This window comes from Flavobacterium limicola, assembly GCF_003634755.1.
Lineage (GTDB): Bacteria > Bacteroidota > Bacteroidia > Flavobacteriales > Flavobacteriaceae > Flavobacterium > Flavobacterium limicola.
Map to the genome: position 1 here is coordinate 306009 of NZ_RBXA01000001.1, position 24072 is coordinate 330080.

18 protein-coding genes are annotated in these 24072 nt (G+C 34.6%); 4 read left to right on the forward strand and 14 right to left on the reverse strand.

The annotated features are described in order from the left end of the window. Positions 1 to 29 precede the first annotated feature (29 nt). Together BC952_RS01340 and BC952_RS01345 are read right to left on the reverse strand one after the other, a co-directional pair. Positions 30 to 3884: a T9SS sorting signal type C domain-containing protein gene (locus tag BC952_RS01340; protein ID WP_244200075.1), complete on the reverse strand. Its 3855-nt coding sequence runs from the start codon at positions 3882 to 3884 to the stop codon at positions 30 to 32. A 237-nt stretch (positions 3885 to 4121) separates the two neighbouring features. After that, the gene (locus BC952_RS01345; protein WP_121363925.1) at positions 4122 to 8282 is read right to left on the reverse strand and encodes a T9SS sorting signal type C domain-containing protein; all 4161 of its coding nucleotides are present in this window, start codon (positions 8280 to 8282) and stop codon (positions 4122 to 4124) included. A gap of 402 nt (positions 8283 to 8684) precedes the next feature. On the opposite strand from BC952_RS01345, the gene BC952_RS01350 reads away from it, so the two are divergent. Further along, a complete protein-coding gene (locus BC952_RS01350; protein WP_121363926.1) occupies positions 8685 to 9182 on the forward strand; it encodes a regulatory protein RecX in 498 nt (165 codons plus the stop codon). Positions 9183 to 9206: 24 nt separating this feature from the next. Here the strand turns inward: BC952_RS01350 and BC952_RS01355 are convergent, their stop codons facing one another. From BC952_RS01355 to BC952_RS01390, 8 genes are all read right to left on the reverse strand, one after another. After that, positions 9207 to 10361 carry a beta-ketoacyl synthase N-terminal-like domain-containing protein gene (locus BC952_RS01355; protein WP_121363927.1) on the reverse strand — a complete coding sequence of 385 codons (1155 nt, stop codon included), beginning with the start codon at positions 10359 to 10361 and terminating at the stop codon, positions 9207 to 9209. A gap of 91 nt (positions 10362 to 10452) precedes the next feature. Continuing rightward, positions 10453 to 11724, reverse strand: a complete 1272-nt coding sequence (gene bioA / locus BC952_RS01360; protein WP_121363928.1) for an adenosylmethionine--8-amino-7-oxononanoate transaminase — start codon at positions 11722 to 11724, stop codon at positions 10453 to 10455. Between the two features lie 85 nt (positions 11725 to 11809). Beyond that, on the reverse strand, positions 11810 to 12427 hold the full coding sequence (gene bioD / locus BC952_RS01365; RefSeq protein WP_121363929.1) for a dethiobiotin synthase: 618 nt from the start codon (positions 12425 to 12427) through the stop codon (positions 11810 to 11812). Positions 12428 to 12482: 55 nt separating this feature from the next. Beyond that, positions 12483 to 13097: a hypothetical protein gene (locus BC952_RS01370; protein ID WP_091172393.1), complete on the reverse strand. Its 615-nt coding sequence runs from the start codon at positions 13095 to 13097 to the stop codon at positions 12483 to 12485. Beyond that, positions 13087 to 13590, reverse strand: coding sequence for an RNA polymerase sigma factor (locus BC952_RS01375; protein WP_091172391.1), 504 nt, complete (start codon positions 13588 to 13590; stop codon positions 13087 to 13089). Before BC952_RS01375 ends, BC952_RS01370 begins: the two co-directional genes overlap by 11 nt. Positions 13591 to 13597: 7 nt before the next feature. Next, a complete protein-coding gene (locus tag BC952_RS01380) occupies positions 13598 to 14473 on the reverse strand; it encodes a TraB/GumN family protein (RefSeq protein ID WP_121363930.1) in 876 nt (291 codons plus the stop codon). Positions 14474 to 14519: 46 nt separating this feature from the next. Continuing rightward, entirely contained in the window at positions 14520 to 14720 is a 201-nt protein-coding gene (locus BC952_RS01385) for a hypothetical protein (protein ID WP_121363931.1), read from the reverse strand. Between the two features lie 73 nt (positions 14721 to 14793). Then, positions 14794 to 15927: an aminotransferase class I/II-fold pyridoxal phosphate-dependent enzyme gene (locus BC952_RS01390; protein WP_121363932.1), complete on the reverse strand. Its 1134-nt coding sequence runs from the start codon at positions 15925 to 15927 to the stop codon at positions 14794 to 14796. A gap of 149 nt (positions 15928 to 16076) precedes the next feature. Here BC952_RS01390 and BC952_RS01395 point away from each other — a divergent pair, with 149 nt between their 5' ends. Genes BC952_RS01395 through BC952_RS01405 form a run of 3 tightly spaced genes read left to right on the forward strand, consistent with a single transcriptional unit; the run spans position 16077 to position 17271 of the window. Then, the gene (locus tag BC952_RS01395) at positions 16077 to 16550 is read left to right on the forward strand and encodes a hypothetical protein (protein ID WP_121363933.1); all 474 of its coding nucleotides are present in this window, start codon (positions 16077 to 16079) and stop codon (positions 16548 to 16550) included. A gap of 5 nt (positions 16551 to 16555) precedes the next feature. Beyond that, positions 16556 to 17059, forward strand: coding sequence for a DUF2975 domain-containing protein (locus BC952_RS01400; protein WP_121363934.1), 504 nt, complete (start codon positions 16556 to 16558; stop codon positions 17057 to 17059). Positions 17060 to 17061: 2 nt separating this feature from the next. After that, on the forward strand, positions 17062 to 17271 hold the full coding sequence (locus BC952_RS01405) for a helix-turn-helix domain-containing protein (protein WP_121363935.1): 210 nt from the start codon (positions 17062 to 17064) through the stop codon (positions 17269 to 17271). Positions 17272 to 17435: 164 nt separating this feature from the next. Here BC952_RS01405 and BC952_RS01410 read toward each other — a convergent pair whose 3' ends face one another. The 4 genes from BC952_RS01410 to BC952_RS01425 form a co-directional block, all read right to left on the reverse strand. Beyond that, complete coding sequence (locus tag BC952_RS01410) at positions 17436 to 17717, reverse strand: FoF1 ATP synthase subunit delta/epsilon (RefSeq protein ID WP_121363936.1); 282 nt, start codon at positions 17715 to 17717, stop codon at positions 17436 to 17438. An 80-nt stretch (positions 17718 to 17797) separates the two neighbouring features. Beyond that, the gene (atpD, locus tag BC952_RS01415) at positions 17798 to 19309 is read right to left on the reverse strand and encodes a F0F1 ATP synthase subunit beta (RefSeq protein ID WP_073352327.1); all 1512 of its coding nucleotides are present in this window, start codon (positions 19307 to 19309) and stop codon (positions 17798 to 17800) included. A gap of 251 nt (positions 19310 to 19560) precedes the next feature. Beyond that, on the reverse strand, positions 19561 to 21111 hold the full coding sequence (locus tag BC952_RS01420; RefSeq protein WP_121363937.1) for an SGNH/GDSL hydrolase family protein: 1551 nt from the start codon (positions 21109 to 21111) through the stop codon (positions 19561 to 19563). Between the two features lie 29 nt (positions 21112 to 21140). Beyond that, positions 21141 to 23900 carry a TonB-dependent receptor domain-containing protein gene (locus BC952_RS01425; RefSeq protein ID WP_121363938.1) on the reverse strand — a complete coding sequence of 920 codons (2760 nt, stop codon included), beginning with the start codon at positions 23898 to 23900 and terminating at the stop codon, positions 21141 to 21143. Between the last annotated feature and the right edge of the window lie 172 nt (positions 23901 to 24072).

Sequence of the window (24072 nt, forward strand, 5' to 3'; positions counted from 1 at the left end):
CACAAGATGGTTTTTTTATGCTTCTTTCTCTAATACATTATTTTGTTGGTAACAGATTGGCCATTCTGCAAAAGTATTTTCACCAACAAGACTTGATGCCCAATAAGCAAATTCAACACTGATAAATACGTAGCGTTTATTTCTTTTTTTTGATATATTTTTCTTCCTGACAAATTGTATATTGCAACCTCATCAATGGATTCCTTGGTTGAATTAATTTGCAACATCATGTTTTTACTTGATACAAACACGAATTCTTTATTATTAGTAAACTCCAGCGAAGTCAAGGTTTTATCTATATAACGCAATATAAAACGATCATCAAATGTTCCTACAGTAGTATTAAAAGCATAACTCCCATTTGTTATATCAACAATACTATTATTAAATTTATCCTCAATAAAAACATTTTGATTTGCTAGAAGACCATCCACATGATCAATTTTAATCTTAAAATCCCCTGCTATCTTAACTTTGAAGCCTAATTTTATTTCGTCGGTTTCACTAAATGGCAATGATCTTCCTTGAATTACTAAATTCTTATGTTGATTAATACTATAAAAATCTAAATACTCATTCCCATCAAAACTCTCTCCATCAAAGGAACTATCAAAATCATTAGTCGCTCCGGATGCATATCCTATTAAAACCTGTTTGAAAGCACCTTCCTCATTAGTCAAATTCAACCACATACGATGTTTCTCAATCTCATTTAATTTTAATTTTTTAGGTGAACTTGATTTAAAAAAATTCGAATTTTGCCCAACCACGCGCATACTGTTGTTAAAAATGGCTGATCCTCCACCATTAATACTGGTCACAAAAAAGGATTGACCAGCCGCTATTTTACCATCAGGAATTGTATTATTAACACCCAAATTTGTAGCTTTTGTTCCTGCTCCACCTAATAAATTATAGGACGCATAATCATTTGATGCATATGCATTATTTGTAATTGGCGTATTATGTGTCCAAAAATATAGTGTCCCATCAATGATTTTTTCATTTAATTTCAAAAAGAGGTTCGTATCTATAGCCGATGGATAGGGATTTCCTATGAGATTTGAAGTATCTGTTATACTTATAGGAACTGAGACAATCCCATTATTAGGAATGCCTGAAAAAACCCCTTCATAAATAGCTGGAACTGTTGTTGAAAAACTTTGAGGACCTCTTATGATATATCCTTTACCGGACTCCATTACGTTCATTGGTGATTCATTGCTCCATGAATCAGAAGCTGCATTAAAGGAAAAAAACTTATCCGAAAGGGTATCAGGAGAGACATCAATCAATCTTTGGCCAGAAACGGGAGAAGACCAATAGGTATAATCAAATTTGACTATTGGAGTTGTTTCGCGTTTATAGACAACTAGCCCTGTATTTGTTATTTGATCCTCAGATTGAAAAAGTGAGGCATTATTTTCCAAAATTAATGTTCCCAAACCCGAATAATCAAAAACTAAACCCAACGTATTTCCATTTGGAACACCAACACTAATTCCTGAACTGATAGCACATGAACAAGCATTCACAGAATTTAAAACAGGATAATTTCCATTGAAAACTATTCTTTTTTCTGAAGAAGGCAAACCATTATTCCAGACTAAACCATCCCAAACAGTAGTATCCAAACACAAAAGTAACCGAGCAGCCCGGTGTTTTGTCACACCCGAAACAGAATTGAAATTGCCTGCTATCATGACTTTATTATCCGGAGTAAAACACATGCTATACAGCGGACTATTTAAATTAGCCGAGAAAGTACCATCAAAAGCACCAGCGGGCAAAAGTCGAATCATCCGTTTTACAGAAGTTCCGCTGTAAGTACCAGAGAAAGTTCCACCTACCAAAATCCGTTTATCCGGCTGAATTAAAATAGCTCTGACATCTCCGTTACTAAAGCCAGTTCCAGCAGCAAAACCCGTATCTAAACTTCCATCAGAATTCAATCTTAGCATTCGTTTTGCTGCAGATCCATTATAATTTAAAAAGGACCCTCCAATTAATAACTTCCCATCTGATTGTATGGTTATACAATACACATTTTTATCAAAACCTGAACCTGTAAAAAAGCCATTATCCACACTACCATCCACATTTAATCGTACGATACGATTTTGGACAATTCCATTAAAAGTCAAAAAACGACCGCCTAAAACTATTTTTCCATCGGGCTGAACAATGACGGACTCGACGATTTCATCAGCCCCCAAACCACTATTAAAGCTCGAATCAAGAGTTCCGTCCGAAAACAAACGTGCTATCCTATTTACCGACACTCCGTTACACTTTGTAAAATTGCCTCCAACGATGATTTTCCCATCTGCTTGTAAGGCTATTCCATAAATTTGACTGTTAAAACCCAAACCTGTATTAAAAGAAACATCAATGGAACCATCTGATAAAATTCTGGTAATTCTATTCACTAAAACCCCATTATAATTCAAAAAATTACCTGCTATTATAATTTTATTGTCAGGCTGGACAATCGCATTTTTGATTAATCCATCAGCGCCAGAACCAGAAACATTAAAGGACGGATCAATTGAACCGTTATTTAATAAACGTGCTATTTTTGGAGCGCTGAACCCATTAAATTTAGAAAAATTACCAACCACAATAGTTTTAGTATCGGATAAAGAAATGACCTTATAAACGGAATTGTCAAAACCAACACCAGCAGTTAAATACCCAATATCTAAAGCCCCAAAAGCATCAACTTTCGCTAACCTGCCTTGATTTTGGGAATCAAAAATAGAAAAAGAACCTCCAACATACCAGGAACCACTTAATTCTGGTGCTATAGTGAGAATAGTTCCCGAAGATGGCCCTGAGCTACTATCAAATGTTAGATTTATAACACCATTGGGTTCTAACAGTACCAATCGGTTTACGGCTATTCCATCATAGGTCCCGGTAAACGAACCACCTAAAATAATTGAACCAATAGTACTGATTTTGATAACTGAAACACCTCCATTACTAAAACCTAATCCAGCAATGAAACTGACATCAATAGAACCGTCATCATTTAAACGAAGTATTCTGTTATTTGGAAGATTATCGTATTTTGTGAAATCACCTCCAATCAAGATTCTTCCATCCGTTTGAACGGCCAGAGTTTTAATATCATCATCAAAACCAGTTCCGGTAACAAAAGTTACATCATTACTACCGTCCCCATTTAATCTAATTATTTTATTTGAAAGGATTCCATTGAACAAAGTAAATGATCCACCAAGAATTATTTTACCATTAGATTGAATTTGTATGGCATAAATAATACCATTGGCACCAGTTCCGGTTACAAAGGTGGTGTCCAAATTTCCATTGGCTAAAATTCGTGCAATTCGAGTTACATTATTTCCGTTATAATTAATAAAACTACCGCCTATAATAATACTCCCATCAGATTGCAGCGCAAGACTATAGATTACTCCAGAACTAGAAGCAATACTGGTATTAAAAGTCATATCAAGAGATCCATCAGTATTTAACCGAAGTAGTCTGTTAGTAGTTTGACTATTAAAGAGTGTAAATGAACCGCCAAGGAGTATTTTCCCATCTGGCTGAATCAAAGAACAATATACTTTTCCATTAATTCCAGTGCCTAAATTAAAACTAGAATCTTTAGTACCGTCCGGAAGCAATCTACATAAGTAAGGAGTAGCAGCACCATTAAAATTTAAGAAATCGCCTCCTACAATTAATTTTCCATCAGATTGAATCGAAACAGTTCTGACGGTATTATCAAAACCATCTCCTAATAACCCATCATCATAGGTGTTAAAAGTGGCATCAACTCTCCCTTCTTGACAAGAAGCTGGATTAAAAATGGAAAGACTAAACACAACAACGAAGCAAAGAAGTTTTGATTTCAAATTTACAATGGATTTAAGATTTTGCTAACTACACTAATACGCACTAATACAAGTGTTTACTAATTTCACATAAAAATATAGACAATCCTAATTCTACGCAATACCCACATTTAGTGATATTTAGCCTAAACCGCCAAATTATTTATATTTCTCATTTTTAACTCCATTTTAAAAAAAAATCCCATTCTGTTTTCATCAGAATGGGATTTAATAAAAAATTAAAAATACTATTTAGTGCTAATAACTAACTTTTTTAGCTACTACCTGGCCATTAGTTAAGACAACTTTTACGATTACAATTTGATTCTTTAATGTAATATTTGAAGTGCGGAATTCATTTACATCCTCAAGTGTTTCTTCAAATACTTTTTTACCCAATAAATCAAATACTATCACCCGTTTCATCGTTTCAAATTCAGATTTAATTTTTAATTCGTTCTTCTCTTTAAAGACTACAATTGTTTTTTCTTGGCTTTCAAAATCACCCGTTCCAAGTGTTTTATCATTGTAACGCAACACAAAACGCTCATTAAAAACTCCTTTCTCAGTTGTAAAATTATATGGTGATTCTTTTAAATTATGTATAATACCTAGCATTTTATCTTCAAGAAATACGTTTTGAGTTGTCAAGAATCCATCTGTTTGAAAAATAGTAATAGTGAATGCTCCTGCAATAGTTGTTTTATAACCCAACGGTACCTGATCACTTTGTAGAAATGGCAGAGCCCTCCCTTGAATTACAAAGTTTTTATCCTCAAATACACTATAAAAATCAACAAATGTATTCCCATCAAAACTTATTCCGTCAAATGTTCTCTCATACTCATTTGTTGCTCCCGTTACGTAGCCTATTAGTGTTTGTTTAAATGCACCTTCTTTATTTGAAAAATTCAACCACAACCTGTTTTTATCAAAACTTGCATTCTTTTTTGATTTTGAGTTAGACCTAAAAAATTGTGAATTTACGTTTCCTATCAATCGCATCGTATTAGTAAAATTAACCGTTCCAGGTACAATACTAGTTGCAAAAAAACCTTGACCAGAAGCAATTTCCCCTGAAGGAATTGTAGGTATAGGATTAACATCACTAGCTGCAGCGGTCCCAACTCCTCCCAATAAATTATAGGAAGCATAATCATCTGAATCATAAATATAGTTAGAACCACTTGGAGCTATATCCGTATTATGGGTCCAAAAATATAGCGTTCCGTCTAATACGTCTTCATTCACCTGTAAAAACAAGTCTGCATCCAGCGCAGATGGATAAGGATTCCCAAGAAGATAGGAAGCTTCACCTGTTGCCGTTATAGCAACTGGAATAGTTCCATTGTGTGGCACGCCAATAAAATTAGCACGATAGGTCCCTATTGGATTTGGCGCATAATGATTTTGTGGTCCACGAATAATGTACCCAACACCTCTTTCCATTACTTTTGATGAATTTTCCTGTTTCCAGTTGTTGTTAACAGCATCAAAAGACATGTACTTATCCCATAAAGTATTTGGAGATGTATTGTATAAAGTTTGTGAAGAAACAGGTGAAGACCAATAGGTATAATCGAATTTATCTACAGCTGTCACTGTTTCCCTTTGATAGGTTATATTTCCCGAGTTTATAGTAGGGTCTTCATTAATTTGAACTAAGCTTGCGTTGTTTTCGAAGGTTAATGTACCACCAGAAACTTTTAATTCATTAGTCAAGGTCAAGGTCTTATCAGACCTAACAATTACATTTCCTAAAGTCACCTCACATGAACATGCAACTAAATCTGTAGTCTGGCTATAATTTGCATTAAAAATAAGCTTTTTATCACTATTCGGCAATCCATTTGACCAAGCACCATTCCAAACAGTTTCTTGTAAAGAATCAATTTTTACTACTACTGGATTAGAAGCAGAACAACCATCAATTGATACCGAAAAAGTATATGTGCCCGGTGCCAGTCCTGAAACAGTGGCTGAAATCCCTGTACCTGTAATTGTTGCTGTAGAAGTACCACTTTGCATTAAAGTCCAAGTCCCTGCTGACGGCAAATTATTTAAAATCACACTGGCGATAGGAACGTTGCACGTTACCGGCGTAATTGTTCCTCTTGTTGGCGCAGCTATATTTGCTGTACCAATGTTTATTGGAGAACTTAACGAACAACCTATTGCATCTGCATAATTCAAAATATATGTAGCCGAATCTAAACCGGTTCTATTTAAAGTGGTTGCACCATCTGTCCAAGATAAATCTAATATATTTACATCAACTACATTAGCCCCTGATTGATACAAATCAATTGTTTTTGAATAAATTAAATTATCAGATGAGTCAAACAACTCCAATAGCATATTTTGCCCTCTTTGTGAACAACAATCAGTGCGATTGTAGATTCTTATATTATCTAAATTTTTTCCTGATCGCAAGTCTATTTGCACCCACTCATTAATGTTGGATGATGCACTATGCCAAAAAGTATTTCCTGTTATGACACCATTATTTATGTTTGAGGGTATGTAATTAGGCCCGGAGCTATTCTGCCATACAGATGATCCTGTTGCAACAGACCCTAATGACGAAAGAGCAACATTAGTGCCTGTAAAAACTTCGAGAGCTTGAATTTCTGCCACTTGTTGATAAGCATCAACATTATATTTCTGGGTTAATTTAATGTAACGTATATTTGTTAATCCTCCTGAAAGTGTAGGGAAAATAGAACCATTATTTGCCGTAGAACAGGTTTCGTCAACTTTGTTTGGAGTGATTGTTGGAGTACTATTTACTGTAATTGTTGTAACCGCTGAATTCACAAATGCACAACTTCCACTTTGAACTACTGCTCTAAATTGTGTTGTTGCATTAAGTACTCCTGATGTATAGGTTGCTGAAGTATTTACTATATCTGTCCAAGTTGAAAATGGACTTACAGATGATTGCCATTTTGTTATTGTTCCTGTGTACCCTTCCAAAGTCATCATTCCACTAGTGCTTCCTGAACATATTGTCATTCCTCCTGTAACTGTGCCTCCAACTGGTGTTGAATTTAAGTTTATTTGAATTACAGCCGATGTACTCGAACATCCCCCTGAAGTTACAACTCTTCTGAACCAAGTATTTTGTGCTAAAGTGCCAGAAACATAATTAGTCTCATTATTAATTCCTGCTGCAGCTGCAAAACCTGAAGTTGCACTACTAGTACTACTTTGCCACTGGTAACTATAAGTACCCGACCCACCTGAAGGTATACTACCTGTAATAGATACAACACTTCCATTACAAATAGGTTGGACATATGAAGCTACCACATACAAACGCTTTGGCGTACCACTACATGGATCTGTAAAAACGCCATTCGTAGCGGGAATAGCACGGTTGTTATTTCCTAACAAATAACTCTCTGTTACAGATTGACTTGTTAAAGCGTTACAATTACCCAATACAAAATCAGGGGCTGCTCCATTAGGAGTTCCATAACTAGCAAAATTCACTGTAGAAAAATAGGTTCCTACAGGAGCATTAAACACAGCATTTGCATTTTCTGTAGCTGTAACACTTACTTGTCCTGAGGTACCGTTTGTGTAATTTAAGTTATTTTCACTTATACCAAGACTTACAGTAAAACTAGAAGTACTTGTTGCTGTCCCACCAGGAGTAGTTACTGTTATAGCTCCAGTAGTGGCTGTCGCAGGTAATTGAGCGGTTATTTGTGTGTTACTATTTACTGTATATGAGCTCGCAGGGATACCATTAAAGTTTACGGCAGTTGCTCCAGTAAAATTTGTACCAGTAATGACTACTGAAGATCCAGATGCAGCACATGCTGTGTTTGGTGTAAAGTTTGAAATAGATGGTATTGAAAAACCCGTCAAAGTAATATTATCAACTATCAAAAATGTATTAATATTAGGATTATTGTTGGATTTGTAAATATAAATCCAAACAACTGATCGGTTATTAGTAGCAGCAGGCAATACAGCACTATTAATTCCTCCTCCAGTCGTTGGAACATAGGCAGGTGCAACAGTAGATATTGTTGCACCATTATCTATACTGTAACGAATATCGAAACTATTTATATTGGTATTATTTGTACTATTACAGTACGAAAAAGTCATGTTAGTGAATCCCGTAGTATTAACTGCTATTCGATAATAATCATTAATATTCCATCCATTAGCCGCTAGTGATGATGACATCCCAGTTCCACAACTATTATAATTTGCATATTGAAGGTTCTCTAAACCAAACTGAGCAATTATTGGTGTACCAACTGTATTATTTATATTTGGGGTAGTTGCTGTTTCAAAATTAAATTGAAAAAGAGTTGTTTGTCCACTAGACACAATGGATAACAACATAAAAAAAATAAAAAGAAGAAATTTTTTATGTAGTAAAAGTAATTTTTTATTCATGTGGTATTATTTTTATATGTCTTGATGCTAAATTCAACAACTTCTCTTTGATTTTATCAAAAAAAATTAAAGAAATGAGCTAACATGGCAATATCGTTCCGTATTTTAAATAAAGCCCAATTTAATCGACCAAATACAAAATAATCTGTCAAAATACACTTTTACAACCAAGTGAAATCTTTTGGAATTCATCTTGAAAACAAACTATTTCTTAGCCTGAACTTCCTCTACGACAACCTCTTTTGCTGAAAACTTAATTTCCTTTTTTATCATAAGAAACAACAAAAAATAAATTCATGTTTACCACTTGGATCACAATGGATTTAAAGCCTTATTTTTGAAATTGAATTCCGTATCTATTTTACAAATTGAAGCACAAAGAATCATTTTAAAATCAAAAAAATGAACCCAGTTTACTCCATAAAAGAAGCCATACATAAAATAGAACATTTTTGCGCCTATCAGGAGCGCTGTCACGAAGAAGTAGTTCAGAAATTAAGGAGCATGAAAATGGATCCTGATGAAATCGACACTATTTTAGTTCATCTGATCAAGGAAAATTTTCTAAATGAAAGTCGTTTTGCCTGTAGTTTCGCTAGAGGAAAGCACCGAATTAAATTTTGGGGAAAAATCAGAATTGTCAACGAATTGAAATTTCGAAAAATTACACAATACAATATAAATCTGGCACTCAAAGAAATCTCAACCGAGGAATATCTATCCACTTTTCACACGCTGGCAAAAAGAAACTGGGAATCCGTGCGAGAAACCAATTTGATAAAAAAACGTAAAAAATGCTGCGATTATTTATTGCGCAAGGGATTTGAGAGCAATTTGGTTTATGAAAAAATTAAAGAGCTGGAGAATTTGAACACAGATTACAAGGATTTAACGGATTAGCACCCATTTTAAACTTTTTAATTCTTACAAACTTAAAAGAATACTCACCGCATTCCCCCCAAAACCTACCGCATTAATCAGTACTTTTTTAATAGATTTTGTTTGTATTTGTACTTCCGCAAAGGGTACTCCGATAAATCTATTGTGTTGCATCATCATAATAGCAAGTTCCATACTCAAAATCCCTGATGCTCCAAAAGTGTGACCAATCTTCCATTTATTGGTAGTCAATAAAGGCAGGCTTTCGCCAAAGATTTTTTCTATCGCTTTATATTCTGTCAAATCACCTTTTATGGTTCCCGGTGCATGCATCACAATGACATCTACTTCGGACAAATCAGTATTTTGCAACGCCATTTTCATGGATTTCTGAAAACAACTCGCTTCTGCAGAAATAGAAATATTATGTTCCAATATCTCCGTAGCATAACCAATTCCTTCGATGTAAGCCAAGGCATTCGCTTTTTTCCCTATTTCGAGACAACACACAGCAGCGCCTTCGCCAAGAATCATGGTATTTTGCTTTTTGTCTAAGTCAAGAGCGCGATTGGGATAATCCTCGTTACTATTCGAATAAATTTTCAAAGCGCGCATTTGGGCAATCGTAAAATCAGTTAATGGAGCTTCACTTCCACCAACCATAAATTTATCAGCCATTCCAGCACTTAACCAAGCCACACCATTTAAAACTGCATGCAAAGCTGTCGAGCAAGTTATAGAGTGCGAAATTTCAGGGCCGGAACTTTGCAAATCATGACTCACCCACGAGGAAATATTCCCCAAAGTTGTCGTAGGAGAAGCCAGTGTATGTGCTTTCCCCGTTTCTAAATAGTCGCGATAGTGTTTTTCGAATAAATCAGTGGCACCGCGAGACGAACCAATGTTGATCCCGAAAACATCGTTTTGTGTCCAACCCGCATTTTGCATAGCTTGACGCGAAGCTGCCATAGCATACAAAACTGACTTATCTAAAGACTTATACTTAATATCTGACACTCGTAAGTCAGCAACTACATCTTCAGAGTCTGTATCCAACTTAGCAACAAAAGTTTTCTTATCGTCTAAAATATGTTCAGTAAAACAATGATTGTGATTGAGATAATTTTCCCAAATTATTTTTGAGTCAGCACCCAACGGTGAAATGGAAGCTATAGCGGTTATGGAGATTATTGTTGACAAGATATTTATTTTTATTACAAGGAGATTAACAAACAAAATCGTTGTTGATCTTCGTTTTTCTCTGAATTTCTGTGAAAAAAATTATGCGAATTTAAACTATTTCTAACGCCTTTTCAACCACCTGATATACTTTTTGCAATTGCTCATCAGTTATGATGTAAGGGGGCAAAATGTATACTATATTCCCAACAGGACGCAGAATCACTCCATTTTCTATAAAAAAATCATAGAGTTTATTGCGCAAAGTTCCATAGTAACTGGCTGAACTTTCGGTTTTTATTTCTAAAGCAAAAATGACTCCCAACACACGAGTTGTAACTACTTTTGGATGATTTTTTATATGTTCTTGAAATTCCAAATGATTTTGATTGACACGGACTATATTTGTTTGCATTTCATTGGTTTGCAACAACTCCAAACTAGCCAAAGCCGCAGCACAACCTGTTGGATTAGCTGTAAAGGTGTGTCCATGAAACAATGCTTTATTAATATCGTCATCATAAAAAGCATCGAATAAATCCTGAGTAAAAGTCGTAATCGCCATAGGAATAGTTCCTCCCGTCAACGCTTTGGACAGACACATCATATCTGGTTTTTCCACCAAATAATCCGTCGCAAAAGTTTTTCCCGTTTTTCCAAAGCCGGTCATCACTTCGTCAGCAATCGTGAGCACCTTATTTTCTTGACAAATTCGGATCAATTTATCTAACGATTCCGGCTCATACATTACCATTCCCGCAGCTCCCTGAACCAAAGGCTCATAAATGAAACCGGCGCAATTGTTGTTTTCTATAACTGATTGTAACGCATCATAACTTTCCTGCTCCTGTCCTTTAACCGGAACTGGAATCCGAACCACGTCAATAAACATTCCCTGAAAAGCTTCTATAAAAAACGAGATTCCACTTGCTGCCATAGCACCAAAAGTGTCGCCGTGAAAAGCATTTTCAAAAGCAATTATCGTAGTTCTCTTTTCTCCTTTATTGAAAAAATACTGCAAGGCAACTTTAATCGCTACTTCAACAGCCGTAGACCCATTATCAGAAAAAAATATCTTTTGTTGGTTTTTAGGTAAAATTTCCATCAACTTCTCGGCTACCAAAATAGCAGGTTCGTGTGTAAAACCCCCAAACAATACATGTTCTAATGTGGTAAGTTGTTTGTAAATTGCATCAGCAATAAATGTATTTGAATGCCCATAAGGATTCACCCACCAAGAAGCGATTGCATCAATATATTCCTTATTATTTTCGTCCCAAAGCAAAGCGCCTTTGCCCTTTTTGATGGCAATTGGCAACGCTGCGGTTTTGTGTTGGGTATACGGATGCCAAAGATATTGGCGGTCTCTATCAGTTAATTTCATTCTGCAAAGATAAAATAAGCAAGATACAAGAAGCGAGAAAAACGCAAAAAACAAGTGTTGATTCTTTCTTCTTGATTTTCAATTTTTAAAGACTCAATAGATTTTCTCTAAATCGGTCTGCGTATTCTTTGATTACATTTTTATCAAAATACGGCTCTTGTTCTATTCTTCCAAAGCATTTTATACCAGTTTTACTCAGAATTATTTCTTCAGTCGCTTTGTTTTCATCGCCAGAAAAAACTATTCCCGCGACTGCGATTTTTCTGTTTTGCAAGGCTTCAATGGTCAGCAAAGTATGATTGATGCTTCCTAAATAATGTCTGGAAACCACGATAATTTTATAATCAGGCTGAATCAAATCAACAACACAATCCTTTGAATTTAGCGGAACAAAAACACCTCCCGCACCTTCAATGACCAAATGATTCTCTGTTTTGGGTTCAGTCATTTTCTGTAAATCAATAGTAGTTCCGTCTCGTTCAGCAGCGAGATGTGGACTTGCCGGCGTAATCAAAGCATAACTATTCGGATGAATTACCGTCTTTTTATTAGATAAAAAACATTTGATTTTATGACTGTCCGAATTATCTAAATCGCCGGCTTGGATTGGTTTCCAATAATCAGCTTCTAGTGCTTCGGTGATTATGGCAGATACAATGGTTTTGCCGACATCGGTTCCTATTCCGGTTACAAATATTTTCATAGTACTTAGATTTGAACACAAAAGTAAAAAACCCATCGGTAAGATGGGTCATTTATTATTCTTCTTTTAGTTCGTCTAAAACTTTTCTAATTTCTTTTGCATACTTTCCGTAGAAAAAATGAACCCACCATTCTGCCATTAATCCCATAAACAAAATAAGAACGGAAATTATCACGAATATAGCAATCATTAAAGTATTACTTAAATCTGATATTTTCATTCCAGGTGTTGTGGAAGCCACATAAAAAGTAAATCCTACTAAAAAAAGAACTACAAACGGTGTAAGAGCAAACGTAAATGTTTTATACAATTCCATGTTTAATCTCACATCAAAATACGTTTCATACAAACTATCTTTTGTTCTTAAAGTGATATTATTAAGTCTTTTATAAAACAAATACAACTTCACCAAATAGTAGACGCAAACTGCAAAAAACATACTATACAATAAGTAAAAAGGAGCCAACCATTTTTCAGGAAAATGATATATGATAGGTGCAAACCCACAAAGAATAACAGTTAGCGATTGATAAATGAGTTCTTTTTTAAGATTTTTTTTAATCTTATCCAAGGGCGTATTTGCCGTTTGAATTTTTTCTAAATTATTAGGGAGAACAACATTCTCATTGTTATCATTATCCCATGCTGATTGTATATCGTTAAAATCCATATCCCTGATTTTTAATTATTTCTCTTAATTTTTCTTTTGCTCTATTTAATTTCACTCTGGCATTCCCTTCTGAAATACCTAAATTGTCTCCTATTTCCTTATGCGAAAAACCCTCTAGTTGATAAAAAATGATAGCCTTGTCTATTTTTTCTAATTTCTGAACTGCTTTGTAAAAATGTTCAATTTGGCTTTCCTTAATTTCTGAATCATCAGTTTCTTCTTTAATATTTTCAGATGCTATTTCATATTTATCGACTTTCCTTTTTTCTTTCTTTAGAAAAACGATAGCTGTATTAATGGCCACCCGATACATCCAAGTCGAAAACTGGCTTTCGTTTCTAAACGAATCATACGATTTCCAAAGTTGACAGACAATCTCCTGAAACAAATCCTGTTGATCATCATGATTATCCATATACATTTTAGAAACTTTATATAAAATCCCTTTGTGTTTTTCAATCCGGTTTAAAAATTCTGGTTCTTTCTCTTTCAAAATGGTATTAGTTCAGAATAGGTTTAACGATATACCCTTTTTTTCTCAATAAATTGATCACTCCTTGTTCATCTAATAAATGAGCGGCTCCTACTGCAAAAAAAGTGCTTTTATCTTTCATCATATCTGGCATTTTTACAGCCCAGTTTTCATTTCTGACATCTAACAACCATTTTCTGGCATTTTCATTCATCACTTTTGGAGCCGTAATATCTTTATATAATTCCGGAAGGTTTTCTTGAATGTAATTTTGAACCATCTTTTTTGTAGTATCGTCATTGGATTCCTGTAACATTGTAATCATCTCCACATCAGAATAACCTTTGCTTAAGAAATCCATTTGTGATTGAAGTGTTTCAAATCCAGTAACACTTTTATCAGATTCTTTAGCCATTGCAATAAATTCCATTTCATAGCTTTTAATATCAGCGCACCCAAAAGATTTCATCGTAATTAAACTCATTACTGTCATTAAACTAAACTTGTCAACTTGTTTGACTGTCATTCCAGTTCGCTTTTGTAATAAAGCATCAAGGTCATTCAATTGTTCTGGGCTCAATGTTTTACTTAATGGATCTTTTCCATAGGCCAGTTGTTGGGCAGCGCTCAATTCCTTTGGGTCTGATAAATTAACCTCTAAAACTAAATTATCAGAAGCAGTAAAAGCTTTCTTGGCTTTATCAGATAGAAAATAATCATTCCCACAAATCATGTGAATCGTGCCATATAAATACGAAGATTTCGACAATCCATTTCCTGAAATTTCCCATAAAAGAGATTTATCATTTGAATTTACTGATGTAGCTTTTTTTGCTTGTGCAAAAACTCCGCTGGAAATTAACAATACTGCTACTACTGCAATTGATTTAAATAATTTTTTCATAATAATTTGATTTTTGATTGATTTAGATGATTGAAACTCGTTAGAATTATTTACTATATTTTGTTCTTAAAACAGAAAATACACCTGCCAAAAAGAAGCAAGACATCATCAATAGCATATCCAAATTTGGTTTGTCATAAACATATTGGTTTACTATAGCGTAGCCAAGTCCAATTGAACTGATAAAGATCATAACAGGTCCGAAATCATTTCTCTCGCTAAATTTTTTTGTGGTTTCTGTTTTCATAATGGTTTTATTTATTTGATTACCATTCGTAAGTAATTAAATAAGCAAAACGTTACAAAAAAAATTAATTTATTTAAAGAAGTGAGTAAATACAATGCATGACAGCCGAAATTTCCTCTTGCGAATTATAACTGTGCAAACAAAAACGCAGTCTTTCCTGGCCTTCTGGGACAGTTGGAGACAGTATCGCTTTAACATCAAATCCTTTTTCTTGCAATTGATTGGCTATGGATTTAACCTTTTCATTTCCAGGAATAATAGCAGATTGTATGGCTGATTTGCTTCGGACAAAAAGAGACTTTAAACTCAACAGATTTTTCTGCTGATTAAAAAAAACAATATTTTCTCTTAATTTTAAAATTGAAGCAGAATCTTTTTTTAAATGCTGGTAAGCAATCAAAATCGTAGCAACGGAATGTGGCGAAAGCCCTGTGGTATAAATAAAACTTCGGGCAAAATTCACCAAATAATCCTTCAATTCAACCGAACCTAAAATCGCGGCTCCATGACAACCCAAGCCTTTCCCGAAAGTCATAATTCGGGCAAAAACGTGATCTTGCAACCCCAGCATTTGAACGAATCCTTCTCCTGAAGAACCAAAAACTCCCAAAGCATGCGCTTCATCAACAACAAGATAACAATTGTGTTTACTTGAAACCGAAACCAATTCTTCTAGATTTGGACAATCACCATCCATCGAAAAAACAGATTCAGTGACAATATAAATAATGGTGTTTGGATTCCTTAAAATCAACTTTTCTAAATCTTCAGGATCATTGTGGTTGAATTTATAGGCTTTGGCATTCGACAGTTGAACTCCGTCCCGAATGGAAGCATGACACAATTCGTCGTATAAAATCAAATCGCCTTTTTGTGGAACTGCACTAAAAAAACCAACATTAGCATCGTAACCCGAATTAAAAATCAATGCCGCTTCTGATTGATGGAACTTAGCGATAAAGTCTTCTGTTTCTTGATACAATTTATGATTTCCAGATAATAATCGGGAACCGGTTGCCCCGTTTTTTTTATAATTTCTGTCTAAAATAAATTGGTGCGTTTCGTCAAAAATATTTTCTGACTGAGACAATCCCAAATAATCATTCGAAGAAAAATCAATTAAATTATTACGAAAAGATAATTTCCGAAGCGCATTGTTTTGCATGCGGATTTCAAGTTTGGCAGTGAGATTTTTTGGGAACGTCATAAAAACAAAGTTAGGAAAAAAATGGGTTAAATAATGGCCCACGGATTAAACAGATTAGACAGATTTACATTAAAATTAAAAATAATTATTGTTTTTAGTTGTTTTATTATTGTTTATCAATAATTTTTATATATTTACAAGAAAAAAGTATGAGAAAAATTATTATTTTAAATTGGGTTTTAAAAATATTTATAGGATTATTGATCTTAGCTATTCCAATAGACGAATGTTTACGGTACAACATGTCTAGCGAAGTCATAACTTTAATGTACAAGAATTCAATTTTTGGAATTTTTAGTCCTTATGTAATGTTAGTGCGTATTGCTATTTTAATACTCGCACTTTTTAACATACAAAAAGGGTTACAAGGATTTATTAAAGAAGGTTTTTTTAATTTCAAAAGCTCAGAACGATTTAACAGAAGTGGCTATCTTTTATTATTATTAAGTGTTTCTGGAATTATAATTAGACTGCTTGGTGTGAATCAATCGCCAGAAGATCAAATACTATCTGATATAATTATGTATTTATTATTATTAGCAATTGGCTTTGGGCTATTAGCTTTTTCTGATGTTATTAAAAAAGGAAATATCATCGAGACGGAAAACAATTTAACAATCTAAATAATATGAGAAAATTAAATTTATTGAAAGCAATTATTGATTTTGTTTGGATTTTGGCTTTAATCACTATTCCGTTTTTATTATTATTTATAGGATATTTAACAAGTTCAAATGAGCCGTTTGATATTCCAATAAAGATGAATGGGGTCGAAATTACTGTTTTAGACCTCAATGCTAAAATTGTTTTATTTTTTACAACATTATCATATATCGTAGTTATGTATGGTTTATATCTTTTTAAAAAATTACTCCAGTTATTTAAGTTAAAAATAATTTTTGATGACCAAATAATTTTTCATTTTAAAAGAATTGGAAACTTATTGATAATTTCTGGATTTTTGTCTGGTCTTCCTGCTTTCTTTTATAAAGTAGCACAAGGTGAAATAAAAATAGAGATTAGAGCAAATCCTTTCCTATATCTTATTTCTCTTGGATTGTTTTTTATGGTTTTGAGTGAAGTTTTTAAAATTGCTAAAACGATGAAAGAAGAAAACGAATTAACGATTTAAATATGGCTATTATAATCAACTTAGACATAATGCTCGCCAAGCGAAAGATGCGTTCCAATGAATTAGCGGAACGAATGGGAATTACCACTGCAAACCTTTCTATATTAAAAACAGGAAAAGCAAAAGCGATTCGGTTTTCAACTTTAGAATTGATCTGCGAAATACTAGAATGCCAACCCGGAGATATTATGGAGTTTACAAAAGACGAATGATTTCTTGTTCTCTGTATTTTAGCCCAGATGAAAACGGCATCCTTTTGTAAAACTTAAAGCCTTTGGCTGGAAATTTTACTAAAGATATAGTGGACAGCTGGAAATAGCTCCAAAAAAAAAGCCTCACAAATTGCGAGGCTTTCATTTATATATCGGAAATCATCTTAGTCAACTAAAACAATAACTTTATTGTCTTTCATTTCAATTGTTCCTGAATTGATAGCAAGTGTATAATTTTGAGCATCCAGCTTCGTGAATTTACTTGCTACTTCTTTTGCAAAAGTAAAGTTTGATGCTGTAATTTTTATTACACCTTTTTCTAAAATAGAAACAATTGGCGCGTGGTTATTCAAAATCTGAAAGCTTCCATCAACTCCTGGCAGTGTTACCGAAGTTACTTCTGCTGAAAACAATTTTGCTTCTGGTGAAACTATTTCTAATAACATATTTCTTTTTAGTTTAAAGTTTAAAGTTTAAAAGTTTAAAGTTACGAGTGAACCTTAAACTTTAAACTTTTAAACTTATTTTAAGCTTCCGCTAACATTTTTTCTCCAGCTTCGATTGCTTCTTCAATAGTACCTTTAAGGTTAAACGCTGATTCTGGCAAGTGATCTAATTCACCGTCAATAATCATGTTAAATCCTTTGATCGTATCTTTGATATCAACTAAAACTCCTTTTAACCCTGTAAATTGTTCAGCTACGTGGAAAGGTTGAGATAAGAAACGTTGCACACGACGTGCTCTTGAAACAGATAATTTATCTTCTTCAGATAATTCTTCCATACCAAGGATTGCGATAATGTCTTGTAATTGTTTGTATTTCTGTAAAATTTCTTTCACTCTTTGTGCACAGTCATAATGCTCATCACCTAAGATTTGAGGAGTAAGAATTCTTGAAGTTGAATCCAATGGATCCACTGCAGGATAAATACCTAACTCAGCAATTTTACGAGACAATACAGTAGTAGCATCAAGGTGAGCAAATGTAGTCGCCGGAGCTGGATCAGTTAAATCATCCGCAGGTACATAAACTGCTTGTACAGATGTAATAGAACCTTTATTTGTTGAAGTAATACGCTCTTGCATAGCACCCATTTCAGTAGCCAATGTTGGTTGGTAACCCACCGCAGATGGCATACGACCTAAAAGTGCCGAAACCTCAGAACCTGCTTGTGTAAAACGGAAGATGTTATCCACGAAGAACAATACATCTTTCCCTTGATCAGTTCCTGCTCCATCACGGAAATATTCAGCGATAGACAATCCAGAAAGTGCTACACGAGCACGAGCTCCCGGAGGCTCATTCATTTGACCGAAAACGAAAGTAGCTTTAGACTCTCTCATTCCTGGCATATCTACTTTAGATAAATCCCATCCTCCATTTTCCATAGAGTGCATGAATTCATCCCCGTATTTTATAATTCCTGACTCTAACATCTCACGAAGTAAGTCATTCCCTTCACGTGTTCTTTCTCCTACTCCTGCGAATACTGAAAGTCCACCGTGACCTTTTGCGATATTATTAATCAACTCTTGAATTAATACAGTTTTACCAACACCTGCACCACCGAACAATCCAATTTTACCCCCTTTTGAGTAAGGCTCAATTAAATCAATTACTTTGATACCTGTGAATAAAACTTCAGATGAAGTTGAAAGGTCTTCGAATTTTGGCGCTTGTCTGTGAATAGACATACCGTTTTCACCTGTTTTTGGCAAGTTTCCTAAACCATCAATGGCATCTCCAATTACGTTGAATAAACGACCGTAAACATCAGCACCGATTGGCATTTGAATAGGATTCCCTGTTCCAACTACTTCATAACCTCTACTCAAACCATCTGTTGAGTCCATCGAAATGGTACGTACTGTGTTTTCACCAATGTGAGATTGTACTTCTAGCACTAATAAAGTACCATCTTTTTTTGTGATTTCTAATGAATCATAAATTTTTGGAAGTTCAACATCCTTACCGTTGAAAACTACATCAACTACTGGTCCAATGATCTGGGCAACTTTTCCTATTACTTTCGACATTACTTATGTATTTATTAAATAGCTATTTAGGTTTATGAAATAATACCAATCGAAACGTATCGATTAAATGCTTTTTTCAGTGTGCAAAGATAATTTTTTAAAATATAAAATCAATTATTTTTTATAAAAAATGGATATTTTTACTTCCTATCGAAGAAAAGGCTTTAAAACAATCCAGTAACAACAATATCCTCAAAAAAATAACCATCTGCATAAGCAGATGGTTATTCGTTATTATTTACTTTTAAATCTTATAAAGTTGCTGGATACAGTATTCGATACAAGCTTACATCTTTATTTTTGAAATTAGCTCCAAACTTTGCATTAATAGCACCAGTAAACAAATTAGCTATGATAGCATACCCTCTTGGACTTGGATGCACTCCATCTAAAGAGAACATTCCACCAGTTACAAACGCAGAAGTAACTTTGTAGTTATTGTAGATTATACCTCCATTTGCTAACTGATCAGTTACCCCTTTCAATTCAACAAATGCCAAACCTTTTGCATCCGCAACAGATTTTATAGTAGCATTGTAAGCATCTGTAGCAACTTTCACTTCAGCCACTTCAGCTTTAGTCAATACATGTACATCTTGCATTGGATATGTTACACCAAAAACATTCAATGGCGCAGGAACTCCTGCAGGTGCAGATGCAATAACAGTTTGAGCAGTAAGCACTACAAGATCTTCTTTTGTAGCTTGTCTTGCTTGACCAAAAACTTGACCATAAAAAGCTGCCGTTGGAGCTCCTAATGTAGGGGTAAACGCAGCAGTTAATTGCGCAGAAAGATTAGGCAAACTCTCATCAAGAATTAATAATGGGTTTGCAGCAGTAGTAGACAATAATTCTATTCTCGATCCCGCACCAAATGCCGTTAAAGCTTGCTTCAAAGGACCGTATAACTGCGCATTCAAACCTTGTATAGTAGCTGTCCCTACAGCAACATTTCCACGACCTAAAACTGATGCAGTCAATGGATTAAATGGAACAGTTGTAAAATATGGCAAAGCAGTTACATAAGGTAAATTCGCTACAACACCTTTAGCACCTTTGGCTGTCATTGCATCAACGATGCTGTTATAAGCACCAGCAAACACCGCAGGATCTGTAATATCATTACTTGCATAAGTCGCAGCATTCATATTACCCGTTTGGTTTCTACCCGAACCTCCTGAAGTAGCATAACCTAATACATCATTTCCACCTATCCATAAAGAGAAAAAAGTAGGATCTTGAGCAACAGCATCAGCTACTACAGATGTTGTCGCCGATGTTGCAAATCTCGCAAAATACGGATTCGCCTGACCTGTAGCTACTCCAGCCACATTTCCATAACCCTGCGCAACTAAATGGTAACTTTTTGCACCTGGCACACCTAGATTACTGAATGGACCTGCTAGTTTTGTAGTAACTTCTGTTGATGGTCTTCCTGTAACTGGAGCAGGCGCAACACCATTAAAAAATAAGCGCTGGTTTAAAATCACATTTCCACCAAATAATAAACCACCAACATTGTCAGCCATTAAAGGCGTTTTAAATTCTCCTCCACCCGTTAATGCAAATTGTTGTCCTATAATATTAGCATATGAACCTTTTTGACCTTCAATAAACAAGGCATTATCACTAAAACCCGCGGCATAAGAATCTCCTAATGCTACATATTTTGTTACTACTGCCAATCCCGCAGTTAAAGGCTGCCCATCAGATGAGTTAGCGTCAGCTATTACTTCATCTTCATTATTACACGCTACAAATGCCAATGAAGCAAATAGTAGCCATTTGAAATTTTTTATCATTGTTCTTTGATTTTAGTTTTAATAAAGTATTACGGGTTGATTGTCCATGATGCAAAATATTGTTGACCAATTAGACCAGCTCCTAATACTTGACCATATTCTTTACCTCCAATATTTGAAGCACCTATTTTTAAAGTTGATTTCAAAGAAGGGAAGTTATAATTTAATTGTGCATCTATAACTGTTGCCGCCTCAATGGTACCATCAGCAAAAGAAGACTGCCACAAATACTCACTGTTCCATCTACCACTCACATTAAATCCAAAATTAGGGAACAATTTTTCGTTACCAATAGATGCTTTTACACGGTGTTTTGGCGTATTAAAACCAGCCTCAAAACTAGGATCTTTAGATTGATCAAATTTAAATTCAGCGTAATTATAGTTAGCTCCTATTTCAAAATCTTTGTATACTTTTCTAGACAATCCTATACCAAAACCGATAGATTCAATTTCAAGTGGTGTATTTGTGTACAATTGAAAAACTCTTGTATTACCATTTTGCAAAGCATGAACCGATTGTTGCCCTCCAGCCGTTGCTAAACCACCTTCGTCTGTAGCTGTTCCATAAAGCGGAGCAACAACATTAAGATTACCGATAAAGTTGTTGTAAATATTATAGTATCCGTTAATATCAATAGAGGTTTTATTGATAAACGAACGGTATCCAAGTTCAAAAGCTTTCACTTCCTCAGGCTTCACTAATCCTGCATTTGTTTTTCTTAGCAATACTGGATTAGCTGCCGCCGCAAAAGCCGCTACTGAAGACGCTGTATACGAATTATTATAAGCATTTGTTCCATTAATTGTTACCGTACTTCCACCAGCAAAAGCTTGACCTACTGCACCATTTATTGGTAAAGTTTCTACAAATCGAGTTAGGTTGTCTGGTGCTGATCCTAATAAGATAGCACTACCGACATTGAAACCTATGTATTGATCCTGTGTAGTTGGGTTTCTAAAACCAGTTTGGAAAGAACCTCTAAAATTATGGTTCTTATTTTGACCGCCTGAATAAACAAGCGAAACCCTTGGAGAAATATTCCCATCAAAATTTTGCGCTTTATCATAACGAATAGATCCTGTAAATTTCAAACGATCGTCCATCATTTTTTTCATCACTTGCGTGTATGCTCCGTATTCATCGTACTTGATAGGCCCATTAGCATCTGTGTAAATACGACCAAATGAATTTAACTCATATTGTCTGTAGGAACCTCCAACTTGAATTTCAGCAAATTTGATTAAATCTTTAAAATTATAATTTACATCTGAGTGATAAATTCTCGAATTGTCAACTAATTTAGAACCTGTTAACACACTCGCTTCGTTTGTAACTTGGTTAAAAGCATTTTTAAACTCAGGAGTTCCTGGCAAGAACCTTCCTTGATCTGCTCTTGCTCTAGCCGCTCTGTGCGCATCTGCTGGCAACATACCACCCAATGTTGATTGAGCAAATGTAGTTCCATATTCTGTAAACCATTGTTGATCTGACTTCCATTTACGATTTATATTGATACCTGTAAACAACATGTCATAAGATTGCCCACCATCCTCAGTAGTAGTATATCCTCTCAAAAAGAAATTTTTCCCTTTGAATTCAATTTTATGCTGTTGCATGAAAAAGTTATTCAAATAGTAACGGTTAGCTCCTTGGTATACAGTATTACCGTAACCAAATTTACTTTGCCAAATAACTTCTAATCTTTCGTCACCGAAAGGACGAACATGCAATGACAAGTCAATTTTTGTGTTTGAAACTTTATTATCAGTTAAATCCACCTCATTGTACCCTGTTCTTGAAACTTTATCACTAGGTAAAGTAGGTGCAGGAATAACTGTTGACACTTCGTCACCATAAACATTGATACCATCATACCCATAATGAGTTCTATCTCGACCTGCTACAGTTTTATCATCATAATTAACAGCATGCCATTCTGTACCTCTCATGTAAGCAAAATTAGCTTTACCTGCTATATACTTGTTGAACGCTTTAGCCATACGAACTCCATAATCTAAATAATCATTTGTACCTGCCGCCTTTTGAGTGGTTTGCCCAAATTTTGCGTAAGCTCTTATTCCTTGGCTAGTAAACGGACTCTTACTAGTCATAAACAAAATTCCATTGAAAGCATTTGCGCCATATAATGCTGAAGAAGCTCCTGGTAATAATTCTACACTTTGAACATCTATTTCAGACACCCCAATTAAATTTCCAAGCACAAAGTTCAACAATGGCGAGGAGTTATCCATACCATCAACTAATTGCATAAAACGAGTATTTGCAACTGTTGCAAATCCACGCGTATTAATCGATTTGAAAGACATACTTGAAGTATTCATTTGTACTTCTTTCATGTTTTCTAATCCATCATAAAAAGAAGGAGAAGCTGTTTTCTTAATTTCAACTATTCCCATTCTTTCAATAGTCACGGGAGACTCCAAAACCCTTTCAGGTGTTCTCGAGGCAGAAACCACTATTTCATCCAGTTTATTTTCTTCCCCCTCAAGTTGCACAAGAACTTTTTGAGTACTGGACGAAACACTTACTTTTTGAGATTCAAACCCAACACTCGTGACTTCTATCACGTAAGGCGGCTTTCTTGATGATTGCAAGGTAAAAGAACCATCAAAATCGGTAGTTGTTCCAGAGTTTTCGCCAACAATCTTAATATTGGCACCCGGAACCGGTTGATTGTTACGGTCTGTAACTGAACCTGAAATTGTATTTTGAGCGAAAGATATGCCGCAAAAAAACAATGTCATAAAAAGTAAATACATTCTCATTTGGTTGATTTTTATTAGTTAATGACGCCAAAGTACAAATATTTTTGATATCAATAAAAAATCACAGAAAAAATTTCATATTTATCATTTAATTTGCCTCTTTTACACTTATTGCATATTTTATATTTCATTTATTTATGTTAAAAAATAGAGTCTAAAAAATGGATATCAT